13 protein-coding genes are annotated in these 15,889 nt (G+C 61.7%); 7 read left to right on the forward strand and 6 right to left on the reverse strand.

Going from position 1 to position 15,889, the window contains the following annotated elements; translation table 11 throughout:
• Positions 1 to 62 precede the first annotated feature (62 nt).
• The 3 genes from QQL76_RS00670 (at position 63) to QQL76_RS00680 (ending at position 2,805) form a co-directional block, all read left to right on the forward strand.
• Positions 63 to 785, forward strand: a complete 723-nt coding sequence (locus QQL76_RS00670; protein ID WP_499205930.1) for a beta-ketoacyl-ACP reductase — start codon at positions 63 to 65, stop codon at positions 783 to 785.
• 158 nt (positions 786 to 943) lie between these two features.
• Positions 944 to 1,486 (forward strand): TRAP transporter small permease, encoded by a 543-nt coding sequence (locus tag QQL76_RS00675; protein WP_499205931.1) that lies wholly within the window; start codon positions 944 to 946, stop codon positions 1,484 to 1,486.
• Positions 1,483 to 2,805, forward strand: a complete 1,323-nt coding sequence (locus tag QQL76_RS00680; protein WP_499205932.1) for a TRAP transporter large permease — start codon at positions 1,483 to 1,485, stop codon at positions 2,803 to 2,805. Before QQL76_RS00675 ends, QQL76_RS00680 begins: the two co-directional genes overlap by 4 nt.
• Here QQL76_RS00680 and QQL76_RS00685 read toward each other — a convergent pair.
• Complete coding sequence (locus QQL76_RS00685; RefSeq protein ID WP_499205933.1) at positions 2,799 to 3,695, reverse strand: helix-turn-helix domain-containing protein; 897 nt, start codon at positions 3,693 to 3,695, stop codon at positions 2,799 to 2,801. The genes QQL76_RS00680 and QQL76_RS00685 overlap by 7 nt on opposite strands.
• A gap of 128 nt (positions 3,696 to 3,823) precedes the next feature.
• On the opposite strand from QQL76_RS00685, the gene pobA reads away from it, so the two are divergent.
• A complete protein-coding gene (gene pobA, locus QQL76_RS00690) occupies positions 3,824 to 4,996 on the forward strand; it encodes a 4-hydroxybenzoate 3-monooxygenase (RefSeq protein ID WP_499207080.1) in 1,173 nt (390 codons plus the stop codon).
• A 27-nt stretch (positions 4,997 to 5,023) separates the two neighbouring features.
• On the opposite strand, the gene QQL76_RS00695 is transcribed toward pobA, so the two are convergent.
• The 3 genes from QQL76_RS00695 to QQL76_RS00705 form a co-directional block, all read right to left on the reverse strand.
• Complete coding sequence (locus QQL76_RS00695) at positions 5,024 to 6,205, reverse strand: MFS transporter (protein WP_499205934.1); 1,182 nt, start codon at positions 6,203 to 6,205, stop codon at positions 5,024 to 5,026.
• A 110-nt stretch (positions 6,206 to 6,315) separates the two neighbouring features.
• Positions 6,316 to 9,780 (reverse strand): pyruvate carboxylase, encoded by a 3,465-nt coding sequence (pyc, locus tag QQL76_RS00700; protein ID WP_499205935.1) that lies wholly within the window; start codon positions 9,778 to 9,780, stop codon positions 6,316 to 6,318.
• Between the two features lie 92 nt (positions 9,781 to 9,872).
• On the reverse strand, positions 9,873 to 10,613 hold the full coding sequence (locus QQL76_RS00705) for a LuxR family transcriptional regulator (RefSeq protein ID WP_499205936.1): 741 nt from the start codon (positions 10,611 to 10,613) through the stop codon (positions 9,873 to 9,875).
• 249 nt (positions 10,614 to 10,862) lie between these two features.
• Here QQL76_RS00705 and QQL76_RS00710 point away from each other — a divergent pair, with 249 nt between their 5' ends.
• Positions 10,863 to 11,429 (forward strand): type 1 glutamine amidotransferase domain-containing protein, encoded by a 567-nt coding sequence (locus QQL76_RS00710; RefSeq protein ID WP_499205937.1) that lies wholly within the window; start codon positions 10,863 to 10,865, stop codon positions 11,427 to 11,429.
• Between the two features lie 57 nt (positions 11,430 to 11,486).
• Here QQL76_RS00710 and QQL76_RS00715 read toward each other — a convergent pair whose 3' ends face one another.
• Positions 11,487 to 13,181, reverse strand: coding sequence for a phospholipase D-like domain-containing protein (locus tag QQL76_RS00715; RefSeq protein WP_499205938.1), 1,695 nt, complete (start codon positions 13,179 to 13,181; stop codon positions 11,487 to 11,489).
• Between the two features lie 205 nt (positions 13,182 to 13,386).
• On the opposite strand from QQL76_RS00715, the gene QQL76_RS00720 reads away from it, so the two are divergent.
• Both QQL76_RS00720 and QQL76_RS00725 read left to right on the forward strand, forming a co-directional pair.
• Positions 13,387 to 14,193: a CDP-alcohol phosphatidyltransferase family protein gene (locus QQL76_RS00720; protein ID WP_499205939.1), complete on the forward strand. Its 807-nt coding sequence runs from the start codon at positions 13,387 to 13,389 to the stop codon at positions 14,191 to 14,193.
• A complete protein-coding gene (locus QQL76_RS00725) occupies positions 14,193 to 14,993 on the forward strand; it encodes a class I SAM-dependent methyltransferase (RefSeq protein WP_499205940.1) in 801 nt (266 codons plus the stop codon). Before QQL76_RS00720 ends, QQL76_RS00725 begins: the two co-directional genes overlap by 1 nt.
• Here QQL76_RS00725 and QQL76_RS00730 read toward each other — a convergent pair.
• The gene (locus QQL76_RS00730) at positions 14,909 to 15,817 is read right to left on the reverse strand and encodes a lysylphosphatidylglycerol synthase transmembrane domain-containing protein (RefSeq protein ID WP_499205941.1); all 909 of its coding nucleotides are present in this window, start codon (positions 15,815 to 15,817) and stop codon (positions 14,909 to 14,911) included. The genes QQL76_RS00725 and QQL76_RS00730 overlap by 85 nt on opposite strands.
• Positions 15,818 to 15,889: the final 72 nt, after the last annotated feature.

Raw genomic sequence — 15,889 nt, forward strand, 5'->3', positions numbered from 1 at the left:
GAGGGGGCCGACAGAGCCCCCGGCTCCCATGAATTTTCAGTGCATCGGGAGGATGGCAGAGAATGGCACGAGTAGCATTGGTGACGGGTGGTTCGCGCGGGATCGGGGCGGCGATTTCCAAGGCGTTGAAGGATGCCGGCTATACGGTCGCCGCGACCTATGCCGGCAATGACGAGAAGGCTGCGGCCTTCAAGGAAGAGACTGGCATTGCCGTCTTCAAGTGGGACGTATCGAGCTACGACGCCTGCAAAGAGGGTATCGCCAAGGTCGAGGCCGAAGTGGGCCCGATCGACGTGCTCGTCAACAATGCCGGCATCACCCGTGATGCCATGTTCCACAAGATGACGCCCGACATGTGGAACGAGGTGATCAACACCAACCTGACCGGCCTGTTCAACATGACCCATCCGGTCTGGACGGGCATGCGCGATCGCAAGTTCGGCCGTGTGATCAACATTTCGTCGATCAACGGCCAGAAGGGCCAGATGGGCCAGGCGAATTATTCCGCCGCGAAGGCCGGCGATCTCGGGTTCACCAAGGCCCTTGCTCAGGAAGGCGCGCGCGCCGGCATCACGGTCAACGCCATCTGCCCAGGCTATATCGCCACCGAAATGGTCATGGCCGTGCCGGAAAAGGTGCGGGACTCGATCATCGCGCAGATTCCGGCGGGCAGGCTCGGCGAGCCTGAGGAGATCGCGCGCTGCGTCGTTTTCCTGGCATCGGACGAAGCCGGTTTCCTCAACGGCTCCACCATTTCCGCCAATGGCGGTCAGTTCTTCGTCTGATCAGGCCCCGGGGCGCGCATTTTCGAGCTCCGTGGTGAAATAATCCATCCGAAACGGGCAAGTCTGGCACATCGCCGGACTTGCCCTTTCTCGTTGCGTCGCAATAGATAGGGCCGCAGACACCAGGGCGGATGGTGACGTAGGAGGATCTGCACAGGATGGCGACGCTCGAGAAAGCCGTGCGATATCTGGCGCTGACGCTGGCGATCGCCGGCGGACTGGCCCTGATCTACATAACCTTGATGACCATCGTCTCGATTTCAGGTCGGGCGTTAGTTTCCGTTGGTCTCCGGCCCGTCCCGGGCGACTTCGAACTGGTCGAGGCTGCGACCGGCTTTGCCGTGTTCAGCTTCCTCGCCTGGTGTCAGCTCAACCGCGAGCATGCCTCCGTCGAAATTCTGACGATGCGTTTCCCTCCGGTCCTCAATCGCGTCATCGATGTCTTGGTCGATGCGTTGATGCTGCTCGTCGCCGGTGTCCTCACCTATCAGCACTGGCTCGGCACGCTCGACAAGCTCGCGTATGGCGAAACATCCTTCATCCTGCGCTATCCCGTCTGGTGGGCCTACGCGCTGGGACTCGTCGGCGCCATCGGCTTCGTCATCGTTGCCGCCTATTGCCTCATCGCCAGCATAAGGGCGCTTGTGCGGCCTGATGATGCGCCTCCCGTTGGTTCGCAGTCTCAAGGTCCGATCGCGTGACGAATTTCGAAATCGGCCTCTGGTCGTTCCCGGTTCTGCTGGTCCTGATCTTTCTCAGAATTCCAATCGGCCTCGCGATGCTGCTCGTCGGGATCGGCGGCAGCTTCGCGATCAACGGCTCGTTCCTGATGATCATGGCGCAGCTGAAGAACCTGACCTACGGCACGTTCTCCTCCTATTCGCTGTCGATCATTCCGCTGTTCCTGCTCATGGGGCAGTTCGCGGCGCTTGGCGGCATGTCACAGGCCCTCTTCCGGGCAGCCGAAACGTGGCTCGGCCACCGCAAGGGTGGTGTCGCCATGGCTGCCATAGGCGCCTGCGCCGGTTTCGGGGCCATCTGTGGATCGTCGCTGGCGACCGCGGCCACCATGGGCAAGGTCGCGCTGCCGGAACTCAAGCGCTACGGCTATGCAGGCGGTATCTCCACCGCGACGCTGGCCGCAGGCGGTACGCTCGGCATTCTCATTCCGCCCTCGGTCATTTTGGTCATCTACGCCATCCTGACCGAACAAAACATCGCGAAGCTTTTTACCGCTGCTTTCGTTCCCGGCATCCTCGCCGCCATTGGCTACATCATCGTGATCGCCATCTATGCGCGGGTGAAGCCCGAAGCAGTGGGCAAGCGCGAGCGCGCACCGTATTCGGAGCGTTTCCGTGCTCTTCTCGGCATCTGGCCCGTCCTCATCGTCTTCATCGCGGTGATCGGCGGCATCTATACCGGCGTCTTCACACCGACGGAGGCTGCGGCCGTGGGCGCGTTCGGCACGGGCGTGATCGCGCTCGTCAATCGCGGTCTCAACTGGACGACGCTGAAAGAGGCGATCGTCTCAACTGCCGGCGCCACGGGCATGATCTTCTTCATCGTGCTGGGTGCCGCGGTCTTCAACAGCTTCCTCGCGCTTTCCCAACTGCCGCAGACGATGGCCGCCTTCGTGACCGAGCAGGGGTTCAGCCCCTGGATGGTGCTGACGATCATCCTCGTTCTTTACCTCGTCATGGGCTGCTTCATGGATTCGCTGTCCATGATCCTGTTGACCGTGCCGATCTTCTTCCCGATCGTTTTGGTGCTGGATTTCGGCCTCACGGCTGAGGAATTCGCGCTATGGTTCGGCATCCTCATCCTCATCGTGGTGGAGGTGGGTCTGATCACGCCGCCAGTGGGAATGAACCTTTTCGTCATCAACTCGATGTCCAAGGAAACGCGCATCTCGGCCACCTACGCCGCAGTCATGCCCTTCGTCGCTTCAGACATCATCCGCACGGCGATTCTTGTGATCTTCCCAGGGATCTCGCTCGCTTTGGTGCGACTGCTCTACTGAGGCTGGCGGTCCTGGTTCTTCAGCCGATAGGCAGTCGGCTGAAGTCCCGTCTCGCGCTGGAAAAAGCGGGTGAAATAGGCCGTATCGGTAAAGCCTAGTCCCAAAGCGATGGTTTTGATGGGCTGAACGCTGAAAATGAGGCTGCGCTTGGCGTCGTCGATCAGCCGGTCTGCCAGCAGCCGCTGAACGGTTCTGTTCTCGGCGCTTTTCAGTATGCGGTTGAGATGCGTGGGGGAAAGCCCGAGCTCCTGCGCGTAGAAGCCGACGGGGCGATGCTCCCGATAATGCCTCTCGACGAGCTGCATCAGCCTGTCGAGCCGTAGGCGGTCCTTGTCGCGCTGCGCCGGGTCGTCGAGTTCGGCATTGCGCTGGCGTATGGTGCGCACGAGCGAGGCGGTCAGCAGGCTCTCGACCAAGGCTGCATAGCCGGGGCGCCGTGCGGCGTATTCCGCCTGGATTTCCTGAAGCATGCCGTGCACGACACGATGGTCGGCGATATCGTCGCCAAGCGGTTCGACCTGAACCTTGGCGGTACTCAGCGCTGGCAGCAGGTCCACCGCCAGCAAAGTGGCGAGCCGTGATGCGGCGATGGTGAGCACGAAGCCTTCGACGTCGTTCGAGAAGCGAAAGCCGTGCACGGTGCCGACCGGCACCATGACGAGGCATGGCAGTGCCAGCCGGTGATGCGAGTGCCCGTCGCTGAGTTCGGCTGTGCCAGATCGAATGTGCAGAATTTGAAAGTAGCGGCGGTGCCGGTGCGGCTTGATCTCCCAGCCATGCATACGCGAGCGCTCGTAGATATCCTCGCAATGCAACAGAAACTCCGGTGCGCCGGAGGGTTGGTCCGATCGGTTCTCGCCATAGAGATCATAGGTCGGGATGATGCGCATGGGCCTACTTGGATCGAGATGGCGGAAAAGTCCACATCAATGCCAGCTCCGTCCATTTGCCGCGAGAGGCGCAAAAGACATTTTGCAGCGAGATACAGATCGAATGGGAGGAGCACTCGGTGTCCGTCATCCGCACGCAGGTCGCGATTATCGGCTCGGGACCGTCAGGGTTGCTGCTTGGCCGGCTGCTCACTCAGGCGGGCATCGACAGCATCATCCTCGACCGGGTCGATGCGGCCTATATCCTCGAGCGCGTCCGGGCCGGTGTCCTGGAAGAGGGCGCGGTGCGGATGCTGGAGGAAGCGGGCGTTGCCGAGCGCATGCACCGCGAAGGCCTGCCGCATTCGGGTTTCGATCTTACCTTCGACGGGCGGCGCCATCGCATCGATCTTGAGAGCCTGACCGGCGGCAAAAAGGTCATGGTCTACGGCCAGACCGAGGTGACGCACGATCTTCTCGATCAGCGCGCGCGCGATGGCGCGACCTCGATCTATAACGCCGAGGATGTGCAGCCGCACGATTTCGATGGCGAGAAGCCCTATATCACCTATCGCACGGACGGCGTGACGCATCGGATCGACTGTGACTTCATCGTTGGGTGCGATGGCTATCACGGACCAAGCCGCAAGGCGGTACCGGAGAACGCTATCAAGCTGTTCGAGAAGGTCTATCCGTTCGGCTGGCTCGGCATCCTGGCCGATGTGAAGCCAGTCAGCCACGAGCTGATCTATGCCAACCATCCGCGCGGTTTCGCGCTCTGCTCCATGCGGTCGCTGACGCGCAGCCGTTACTACGTGCAGTGTTCGCTCGACGACAAGGTGGAAGACTGGTCGGACGAGCGCTTCTGGGACGAACTGCGTCGCCGGCTGCCGCAGGAGGTTGCGGATGGGCTGACGACGGGGCCTTCATTCGAGAAATCGATCGCGCCGCTGCGCTCCTTCGTCGCCGAGCCGATGCGCTTCGGGCGACTGTTCCTGGTCGGCGATGCCGCGCACATCGTTCCGCCGACGGGGGCCAAAGGCCTGAACCTCGCCGTGTCGGACGTGCATTACGTGATGGAGGGGCTGCGCGAGCACTTTCTGGAGAAATCAGAAGCCGCGCTCGATGCCTATTCGACCCGGGCGCTCGCCCGCGTCTGGAAGGCCGTGCGGTTCTCCTGGTGGATGACGACGATGATGCACCGCTTCGACGATACGGGTCCATTCGGCCAGCGCATTCAGGAGGCCGAGCTCGACTATCTCGTGCATTCGCAAGCTGCATCCGCTTCGCTTGCGGAGAACTATGTCGGGCTGCCTTACTGACCCGGGCTGACCGGGGAAGCGACCGCGTCAGTCCTTCTGCATGTCTCCGTGGCGGGCTAGCGATGACAGCGCCAGCACCACGATGAACAGGATCGGCAGAGCGGTGAACACCGCGGCAAAGCCGGTGTACTCGGCGATGAAGCCGATGACCGACGGCGCCACCAGGATGCCTGAGTACCCCATGAAGGTGACGACCGACAGCGCGATACCCTGCGCGAAACCCGGCAAATTGCCGGCAGCCGAAAAGGCGATCGGCACCATGTTCGAAATGCCGATGCCGGCAATGGCGAAGCCGATGACGGCGACGGTCGCATTGGGAGCCTGACCGGCGACGAGCATGCCCACAATGGCGAACATCGTGCAGATGCGCAGCGTCAGCACCGCACCGAGACGGTCACGGATCGGATCGCCGGCAAATCGCATGACGGCCATGGCTGCCGAGAATGCGCCGAAAGCCATGCCGGAGAGAGCCAGCGTCGCGTCGAGTTCCTGGCGGAGGTAAAGCGCGCCCCAATCGAGGACCGCGCCTTCGGGCGTCATGGAAAAGAGTGCCATGATGCCGATGAGATAGGGCAACACGCTTTTCGGCAGTCTAAGCGGTTGTTTTGTTTCCGTTTCGGGAAGCGCATCGCCGCTGATGAAGCGCAGCGCGATGAAGACGATCGCAGCAAGCACGAGCGTGACGATGATGACGTGGTTCATCGTGCCGACCGCTGCAATCAATACGCCACCGAGCGCCGCGCCGACGAGACCGCCCAGGCTCCAGAAACCGTGGCAGGACGACATGATCGCCCGACGCATGGACTTTTCGACATGGACCGCGTTCGCGTTCATTGCGACGTCCATCGCGCCAAGGAGTCCGCCAAAGAAGAAGATGACGATGACGGCCGCAGGAACGGTGGGCGCAAGCGTCAGGAGAAGCAAGGCCGGAATGCAGGCGATCGCGGTGATGCGGGTGACAAAAGCGGAGCCGAGACGCGCGACCATGGCGCCGCCAACGGGCATCATCACGAGCGAGCCGAGCCCGAAGACGAGGATCATCAGGCCGAGCTGGCTTTCGCTCAGGCCCAGGCGTCCGGCAAAATCCGGGATCTTCGGGGCCCAGCTTCCGACAATGAACCCATTGGCGAAGAAGAGAGCGGAGATGGCCGCGCGCTGACTTGGAAAGAAGCCGGTCGCGGCGCTTGAGTGTCCTGTCGTGCCGTGCATGTCACATATCCCGGGCCGAAGCTCTGCGGGTTCCATTAAATCGATTTGATCGCGTTGGAAATGGGGCAGGCGCGCGTTTTCACATGCCCCACTTCACGATTGATGGCAGATCATTCCGCTGTGTAGGTTGCGAGAAGATCCTTGGCATCGATCTGGTCGCCGGCTTTCACCAGCACTTCGCCAATGACACCATCGCGGTCGGCGTGGATCGCCGTCTCCATCTTCATCGCTTCGATGGAGAGGATCACGTCGCCCGACGCCACCTTTTGGCCTGCAGAGACCGCGATTGTGGAGACGACACCCGGCATCGGCGCGCCGATGTGGTGGTCGTTGCCGGCTTCTGCCTTGCGCTTGACGCCGCTGCCGCCTGCTCCGTGGGCGCGGTCGGGCACTTTCACTCGGCGCGGCTGGCCATTGAGCTCGAAGAAGACGGTGATCATGCCCTTGTCGTTGGTCTCGCCGATCGCCTGGTTGCGCACGACGAGCGTCTTGCCCTTTTCGAGATCGACGAACAGTTCTTCGCCGACATCGAGGCCGTAGAAATAGGCGGGCGTCGGCAGCACGCTGACGGGGCCGTAGGTCTCGGAGGCCAACGCGAAATCCGTAAAGACCTTGGGATACATGAGGTAAGAGGCGAATTCGAACTCGTCGACCTCGCGTTCCAGCGTCTCTTCGATCGACTTGCGCTCAGCGGCGAGATCGGCGGGCTCCAGAAGCGCGCCCGGGCGTTCGGTAAACGGCTTCTCGTCCTTCAGTATTTTCTTCTGCAGGGCTGCAGGCCAGCCGGATGGCGGCTGCCCGAGATCGCCGCGCATCATCGATACGACGGAGTCCGGGAAGGAGATGTCCTTTGCGGGGTTCTCCACATCGGCGACAGACAAATCCTGCGAAACCATCATCAGCGCCATGTCGCCAACGACCTTGGAGGAGGGGGTCACTTTCACGATGTCGCCGAACATGCGGTTGGCGTCCGCATAGGCCTGCGCCACTTCGTGCCAGCGGGTTTCAAGCCCGAGCGAGCGGGCCTGTTCCTTGAGGTTGGTGAACTGGCCGCCCGGCATTTCGTGCAGGTAGACCTCCGAGGCAGGCCCGCGCAGGTCACTTTCGAAAGCGGCATACTGGTTGCGCACCGCTTCCCAGTAGAAGGAAATTCGGCGGATCCATTCCGGGTCGAGACCGGGATCGCGCTCGGTGTTGCGCAGGGCTTCCACGATCGAGCCGAGGCAGGGCTGCGAGGTGTTGCCGGACAGCGCATCCATCGCCGCATCGATGACGTCGACGCCGGCATCGACGGCCGCCAGCACGGTAGCGCCGGCAATGCCCGAGGTGTCGTGGGTGTGGAAATGGATCGGCAGATCGGTGGTGTCGCGCAGTGCCTTGAACAGCACGCGGGCAGCGGCAGGTTTCAGCAGCCCGGCCATGTCCTTCAGCGCGATGATGTTGGCGCCGGCGGCCTCAAGTTCCTTTGCGAGGTTGGTGTAGTAAGCGAGATCGTATTTGGCGCGCTCCGGATCGAGGATGTTGCCGGTGTAGCAGATAGCGGCTTCGCAAAGCCGGCCTGTCTCGCGCACCGCATCCATGGCGACGCGCATGTTGTCGACCCAGTTCAAGCAATCGAAGACGCGGAAGACGTCGATGCCGCCCTTTGCCGCCTGTTCGACGAAATGGCGCACGACGTTGTCGGGGTAATTCTTGTAGCCAACCCCATTGGCGCCGCGCAGAAGCATCTGCAACAGAATGTTCGGCGCACCCTTGCGCACGAGATCGAGGCGCTCCCAGGGGTCTTCCGTGAGAAAGCGCATGGACACGTCAAATGTCGCGCCGCCCCAGCATTCGAGCGAGAAGAGCTCGGGGAGCGCGCGGGCGTAGGTGTCGGAGATGCGCGCGATGTCGTAGGTGCGCATCCGGGTCGCCAGAAGCGACTGGTGGCCGTCGCGCATGGTCGTGTCGGTCAGGAGCACGCGCGTTTCACCGCGCATCCATTCGGCGAACTTTTCCGGACCGAGTGCGTCGAGCCGCTGCTTGGTTCCGTCGGGGATTTCCTTCTTGCCCACGTGGGGAATGCGTGGCGCTGCCGCTTCCGCCGGCACCGGGCGGCCCTTCACTTCGGGGTGGCCGTTGACGGTCACGTCGGCAAGGTAGGTCAGAAGCTTGGTGGCGCGGTCCTGACGGCCCACTTGTTCGAAAAGCTCCGGCGTCTCGTCGATGAAGCGGGTCGTGTAGCTGTTGTCGCGGAATTTCGGGTGACCGATGATCGCTTCGAGAAAGGTCAAATTGGTGGCGATGCCGCGGATACGGAATTCGCGCAGGGCCCTGTCCATACGCAGGATCGCCTCCTCCGCCGTCGGCGCCCAGGCGGTGACTTTCTCCAGAAGCGGATCATAGAAGCGCGTGATGACGGCGCCCGAATACGCTGTGCCGCCATCGAGGCGGATGCCGAAGCCGGTCGCGCCGCGATAGGCGGTGATGCGGCCATAGTCGGGAATGAAGTTCTGCTCCGGGTCCTCGGTGGTGATGCGGCACTGAAGCGCGTGACCGTTGAGCTTGATGTCTTCCTGGCGCGGGACGCCCGATTCCGGAGTGCCGATTTTCTGGCCTTCGAGAATGCGGATCTGCGCCTTGACGATGTCGATGCCGGTCACTTCCTCGGTGACCGTATGCTCCACCTGGATGCGCGGATTGACCTCGATGAAGTAGAATTCCTGCGTGTCGGCATCCATCAGGAATTCGACGGTGCCGGCGCCGACATAGGACGTGGCTTCCGCGATCTTGCGTGCGTAGCTGGCGATCTCGGCGCGCTTCTCGTTCGATAGATAAGGCGCTGGCGCGCGCTCCACGACCTTCTGGTTGCGGCGCTGGATGGAGCAGTCGCGCTCGAAGAGATCGACGACGGTGCCGTGTGTGTCGCCGAGTATCTGGCTTTCGACGTGGCGGGCGCGCTCGACGAGCTTTTCGAGGTAGACTTCGTCCTTGCCGAAGGCAGCCTTCGCCTCGCGCTTGGCTTCCGTCACCTCACGCGCAAGATCGGAGGCCTGGCGGATGACGCGCATGCCGCGGCCGCCGCCACCCCAGGACGCCTTCAGCATGAGCGGGTAGCCGATGGCGTCCGCCATTCTAGCCACTTCGTCCATGTCGTCCGGCAAGGGCTCGGTGGCCGGCACGACCGGCACCCCGACTTCGATGGCGAGATTGCGCGCGGCAACCTTGTTGCCCAAGCGACGCATCGTATCGGGGCTCGGGCCGATGAAGATGATGCCGTGCTCGGCGCAGGCGTCGGCGAATTCCGGGCTTTCGGACAGCAGGCCGTAGCCCGGGTGGATTGCATCGGCGCCTGAGAGCTTTGCGACGCGGATCACCTCGTCGATCGACAGATAGCTTTCGATGGGGCCAAGATCGCGCTCCAGATGCGGACCGCGCCCGACCTGATAGCTCTCATCGGCCTTGAAGCGGTGAAGGGCGAGCTTGTCCTCTTCCGCCCAGATGGCGACGGTCTTGATGCCAAGTTCGTTGGCGGCGCGGAAGACGCGGATGGCGATTTCGGAACGGTTGGCAACGAGAATCTTCGAAATCGGCACAGCGCAGCTCTCCTTCGCGGCACAGGCCCGTGCCGGTCCTTAACTTTGGAATGTCTAGCGCAGAATTGCTGCGGTGCAAACCGATTGAAAGATCAGGAAACAAGTCCAAGCCGAAAGGCGAGCGCGACCGCGTGGTGGCGGTTCTTGGCCTTCAATTTCTGCTGAATGCCGTTCATGTACCAATCGACCGTGTGGTTGGAGATTTCAAGAACCGCAGCGATCTCCGGGGATGTCATGCCGTCGGCCAGGTAATGCAACGACTCCATCTCCCGATGGGTGAGTTTGATGTCATCAAGGGCATCGAGCGGGTGCGCCTGTCCCAGGCCCTTCAGGTCAGCCATTCGCCAATAGGCTTTGCTCGCCAATGCTCCGATCACCGCAAGATCGGCACTTTGAAGGTCGACGGGCTCTCCGCCGATGCTGAGATGCGCCAGAAGCCCCCGGCGTCCATGTACCGGGAAGCTGTAGCCATCCTTGAGACCGGCTTTGCTGGCATCCGCCATCATCCGGTCCATCCGCTTTCCGTGCTTGCCGTTCGCATGCAGATCGGCCGCAGTCTGCCAGCGAAAACCAGAGCGTGACTGGCCGAGATGGCGCACGACCGGGTCGATCAGAAGGTACTTCCGCCTCACATAGGTTTCCGCCCACCCCTCGGGCAGGATCCCCGAAAGCAGCGCGTCGCCCAGCGGTTCGTGCGGCAACTGGGCTCGAACAAGGCCGTGATAGGCCACACCATAAGCTTCGAGCGCCTGCTGCAGGATTTCCGTCACTTCCTCCGACGTCTCAGCGTTGTCGATGCGATCGATGGCGGCAAGAACGGCGCTGACAGTCACCTGCGGGCTCCTTGGAAGGCGGGAGAGACGGGGTTCTCGGCAAGGCGCCTAGGGCGCCCCACAAGCTTATGAGATTCGGTGCATGATGCAACGAGACGATGCATTTTGGATGTTCGACGATGTGCGCATGTCGCGCAGGTTGTAGACGCCAAGCTTCCCGCATTTCTTCGAAACAAAGCGGAACGGTCGCCGCGCGCGATGCGTTTGGCAGGGGAGACGGGGGGAGGCTCACAATCAAAGGAGACGAGCATGCCCAAAATCGAATCTGCAAAAATCGCGATCCTGGCAACCGATGGCTACGAACGTTCAGAACTGCGCGAGCCGCTGGATTTTCTGAAGTCCAAGGGTGCCAAGGTCGATGTCGTGTCGTTGAAGTCCGGCGAGATCAAGAGCTGGGACGAAGACAACTGGGGTGACAGCGTCACCGTCGACAAAACCCTCGATGAAATCAGCGTCAGCGATTACGACGCGCTTGTTCTTCCGGGCGGTCAGATCAATCCTGACCTGCTGCGCGTCGAAGAGAAAGCCGTCAACTTCGTTCGTGAATTCGCCGAATCCGGCAAGACGCTCGCTGCGATCTGCCACGGCCCATGGCTTCTCGTGGAGGCTGACGTGGTGCGTGGCCGCAACGTCACGTCCTACGGCTCGATCAAGACTGACCTGATCAATGCCGGAGCGAACTGGAGCGATCAGGAAGTGGTAACCGACGAGGCCGTGATCACCTCGCGCAACCCCAAGGATCTACCGGCATTCAACGCCAAGATCGTCGAGGAAATCGAAGAAGGCCGTCACGAGCGTCAGATCGCTGCCGAGTAAGCCTTCGACCCACTGAAGATTAAGAGAGCGGCCCTGGTGGCCGCTCTTTTTTTGACCTCAGACGAGTTCGTCAGGCACCAGCCACGACTTCTTGGCGTGCGCGTCGAGGTGATGACGTGGCAGCGGGACGATGAAGCCCTGACGCTCTTCGGCCGTGCCCTTGGCGTTCTTCAGCGCAATGGCGTTCCAGCGCTTCAGATGTTCGGACGTCCAGGTCGACGTGTCCATGTCCAGCGCGTGCTCCCAAAGGCGCACGCGGTACTTTTTCACCGACGTCTCTCCTCGCCAGGCGATTGCCGTCTCGGTGTCCGTCACAAGACTGCGGTCATTGAGGTTTGCCGAGCCGATGATCGCGATCTTGTCGTCGCAGACCATCGTCTTTGCATGAATGTAGATCGTGTTCTTGATGATCTCGTCGGGGTCGTCTTCTTCCGGATCCGGAAGCTTGTCGTCGCGCGGCATCTGCATGCAGTAGATGCCGAGCCGATCGCCGAACGCGTCGTAGAGCATGTCGGTGTTCTTCTCACGCAGATACTGCCCGTGGCGTGTCGCAATGTTGGGCTCGTCTTCGACGAAGGCGTCCTCGGGGATGAGCGGGAGAACCAGCATCAATTCGAGCTGCTTGTTCTTTTTAGCACGTTCGCACAGCGCTTCGGCGATGGCGGTCGATCGGATGTACTGATTTTCGATGTAAATGAAGTCCTCGGCCTTCGAAATGATGTCGAGGTAGGTTTCACGTATCTCCGTGATCTGCGTTGTCGGCGAACGCGAGAGCCACGACCTGCTCTGCTTGGAGATCGTGCGCATCGGCTTGACCTCGACGCCGCCCTTGACCGGCTTCGTTTCCGGAACGTCGGTTGCGAGCTCGGGGATCGTGATGCCGTTCGGCATCTGCTTGATCCCCTCCGGCGCCTTCAGCGATTTCATAAATGCGATGCTTTCCTCGCGTTCCTCATTCCAGCGGCTGCGAAAATGACGGGCGAAAAAGGTTGCGACCGGCCCTTCGAGCCTGCAGGCCACGTCATGCCAGGGGAAAGCGTTGTCGTGGTCCCAGTCGTCCTTGCGCTTGGTGGTGATGTCCAGGCCGCCCAGAAAGACGATCCGGTCATCGATGACGCACAATTTCTCGTGATGTGCCGCAGGGTAGAACCCGGGAAAGGCCGTCGGCTTGATCGAGCAGGTTTTGCCATCGAAATTGATGAAAGGCCAAAGGCCAGGCGCCGTTTCGAGATAGGCTACCTTTTCTTTCTTGGTCTTGAAGGCATTGATGATATTGACCTTTTCCGCAAGCTTCCAGCGCAGGATGGGTTGCGCCGCGGTGCGTGCAGCCGGACCCCAGCGGGTATCGTGGCGCGAACACATGATGGAAAAATGATGCTTCTTGTCCTCGGGCAGAACATCGGCGATTGCATGCAGCTTTCGATAGGCTTTCCAGGCATCGAGATGAAAGGTCGTGCCGATCACGGGATCGAAATCCGCCACGACGATGCGCAAATCGACACCCCGTTCCACGACGTTTTGCATGAGCCCGCTCAGCGTTTTGGCCTTCACCTTGCCGGTCGTCTTAATGGAGGGCTCGAGCGTCCAATAAGCCATGTGGACGGACGATTCTGCCCCATCAATGGCTTCTTCGAGCGCGGCGTAGGTTGCCATGCCGCCGATCAGCGGCTCCACTTCGTGGCCGGCCGTAAAATCCATTCCATCGGGATGGGTCGCGAAAAGGTCGCCATCGTACTTCACGCTCTTCGCCATCGCGTTGCTCCGGATCGGTTGGGTTTTGAGAGTCGCAGCCGGAGTAGTCCGTGATCACGGCCAACTCTTGCAGGTAATGAAACGCTAAAACACATGGGCACGGATGCGGTTCCGGAGAACCAGCCGTGAGCTTGTGCGAACGCCGATCGAATCAGATATTTGGGCCAAGTGATCCGGCAATTGTGACAGTTGCGTAAAGGCACCTATGAAAAAGAAGAATCCGGGCGCCAAAATCGCCGTATCGCCAGAACTGCCTGCACGCAATCTCTACCGACAGACGGTCCTCGCCTTGGTTGGGGCGGGGATTGCGCTGTTGATCGCCAGCGCTTTCGTATCAAGCTGGGCAACGCTTGGGCTCATCAGCGCCATGACGTCGCTCGCGATCTACGCCACGGTGGGGGCGGTCGTTCTATCCCGCATCCTGGCGCATCATCCTTACCGGGTCTTCGGCTGGCCCAATACGGTGACGCTAGTGCGCACCGTTCTCGCGGCGCTCGTCGCGGGCTATACGGCAGAGATCTCTCTGTGGACGCTGCAGCCAAGCCAGCAGCTTGCCTGGTTCTTCGCCGGCATCGCCACGCTTGCCGTGGTGCTTGACGGTGTGGATGGCTGGCTGGCGCGTCGCTTCGGCCCGCGGTCGGACTTCGGCGCGCGCTTCGACATGGAGAGCGACGCACTCTTGATCCTTATCCTTTCAGTGCTGGCTCTGGTTCTCGACAAGGTCGGGCCCTGGGTGCTCCTGATCGGCGCCATGCGCTATCTCTTTGTCGGCGCGTCATACCTCATGCCGTGGCTCGACAGCCCGTTGCCGCCGTCGATGCGCCGCAAGACCGTGTGTGTCATCCAGGGCGCAGCGCTCTGCCTGCTCGCTATGCCGCCAATCGTTGGCGTCGCCGCCACGGGTGTTGCCGGATTTGCGGTTGCCGCCATCATCGCTTCGTTCGCGATCGATATCGTCTGGCTGTTCAAGCATCGCCAGCAGGTGGGCGGACCGCAGGAGGGCACGGCCTGATGGATATTCGCACATTCGCCGGCCTTGTCCGCTCGCTGGTCATCTACCGCGGCCAGCCCTGGAAGCAGCGACGGCTCGCTGCCTTCTACGGCGAGCTCCTGACGCCGGGCGATCTGTGCTTCGACGTGGGGGCCCATGTCGGTAGTCGCTCGCGTGCGATGGTAAAGGCTGGGGCACGGGTCGTCGCGCTCGAGCCGCAGCCGGCCTTCCTCGATTTTCTGCGCCGCTTCGTTCGTTCACCCGACATCGAGATCGTCGGCGCTGCGGCGGGCTCCGAAAGCGGACGGCTGACGCTTCACATTTCAAGGCGCCATCCCACGGTCACCACCATGTCACGCGACTGGATCGACACCGTTGGCAAGACCAAGGCGTTTTCATCCGTCGACTGGGACGAAGCGGTCGAAGTGCCGGTAACGACGCTCGATGCGCTGATCGAAACCCACGGCTTGCCGCGCTTTTGCAAGATCGACGTCGAAGGTCTCGAGCCCGATATCCTCGCCGGGCTCAGCCAGCCTATCCCGATCGTCGCGTTCGAATATATTCCAGAGGCGCTCGATGGTGCGCGTGCCTGTATCGACAGGCTCGAGGCGCTTGGTCGTTACCGCTTCAACTGGGTTGTCGGCGAACGCCACAAGTTTGCCGAGCCGCACTGGCTTTCGGCCGCCGACATGCAGGTCGCGCTGACGCGTGCTTCCGCAAACGGGTCCGGCGACATCTACGCCCGGCTGGAGGCTGCCGACGATCGCTTGAGCAGCACGAGCGCGCCGGGCAGGGCGCCCACGATGCTGATCACGCCGTAAAGCAGCGCTGCCGCCAATCCATCTGATCCTGCAAATCCGGCGAGTGGCCACAGCGCGGCGGCGGCACCTTCGCGCAGACCGAAGCCGCCGATCGAAATCGGCACCAGCATCGTCAAAAGCACCAGCGGAATGAGTGCGGCAGCCGCGAGCAGGCCGAGCGGCGCGCCGATGGCGGCCGAGGCGAGCGCGAAAACGGCGATATAGAGAAGCGCGATCGCAAAGCTCAGCGCGCCTTGGATGAGCCAAGCACTATCCGTCAGCCACGCCTTTCTGATCGATGGGCCGAGTGTTTTCAGCCAGTTCGCAAGTGGGCGCGGTGCCAGTCGCGTGCCGACCCAGGCAAGCAGCACGAGCGAGCCGAGAATCAGAGGCGGTGCGGCAAGCAGCCATCCGGTTCCGACCGGCAACGTGTCTCCCAACAGCAGAGGCCAGCAGGCAATGCCGACGGCGGCGACCATGAAAAACGCCACCTGGCCGGCCAGTCGCTCCAGGATGACGGCGCTTGCTGCAACGCCATAAGCCTTGTCGGCTGCACCTTCGCGGGCCTTGCCTTCCCGCGTGGCGCGCACGGCATCACCGCCGACCCCGCCGGGGAGGACCATGTTGAGGAGGCTTGCCAGATAATATTCCGAGATGGCGCGATCGATCGGCAACGGGCGCCCAAGCCGCTTCGTCGTGAAATGCCACCGATAGGCCGAGAGGACGATCTGACCTTGCACGAGGATGATGGCGAGGATGGTCAGCGAAAGATCGGCATCCAGCAGGCCCGCGAGAGCCGCGTCCAGATCGACTGCAAAAGCGACCGCGACAAGAAGTCCAACCACGGCCACCAGCCGTATGACAAGTTTATGACGATCTGGCATGGTGAGAAACGTAAGGCTCGCCTGTTCTTGGAT

Origin of the sequence: Rhizobium albus (genome assembly GCA_030160035.1) — a bacterium.
In the GTDB taxonomy this organism is placed as follows: domain Bacteria; phylum Pseudomonadota; class Alphaproteobacteria; order Rhizobiales; family Rhizobiaceae; genus Georhizobium; species Georhizobium albus.

What these genes read in the sequence shown, in the direction of transcription:
- QQL76_RS00670 (WP_499205930.1), top strand. Translation starts at nt 63, where the DNA reads ATGGCACGAGTAGCATTGGTGACGGGTGGTTCGCGCGGGATCGGGGCG.
- QQL76_RS00675 (WP_499205931.1), top strand. Translation starts at nt 944, where the DNA reads ATGGCGACGCTCGAGAAAGCCGTGCGATATCTGGCGCTGACGCTGGCG.
- QQL76_RS00685 (WP_499205933.1), bottom strand. Translation starts at nt 3,695, where the DNA reads ATGCGCATCATCCCGACCTATGATCTCTATGGCGAGAACCGATCGGAC.
- QQL76_RS00695 (WP_499205934.1), bottom strand. Translation starts at nt 6,205, where the DNA reads ATGCACGGCACGACAGGACACTCAAGCGCCGCGACCGGCTTCTTTCCA.
- QQL76_RS00710 (WP_499205937.1), top strand. Translation starts at nt 10,863, where the DNA reads ATGCCCAAAATCGAATCTGCAAAAATCGCGATCCTGGCAACCGATGGC.
- QQL76_RS00715 (WP_499205938.1), bottom strand. Translation starts at nt 13,181, where the DNA reads ATGGCGAAGAGCGTGAAGTACGATGGCGACCTTTTCGCGACCCATCCC.
- QQL76_RS00720 (WP_499205939.1), top strand. Translation starts at nt 13,387, where the DNA reads ATGAAAAAGAAGAATCCGGGCGCCAAAATCGCCGTATCGCCAGAACTG.
- QQL76_RS00725 (WP_499205940.1), top strand. Translation starts at nt 14,193, where the DNA reads ATGGATATTCGCACATTCGCCGGCCTTGTCCGCTCGCTGGTCATCTAC.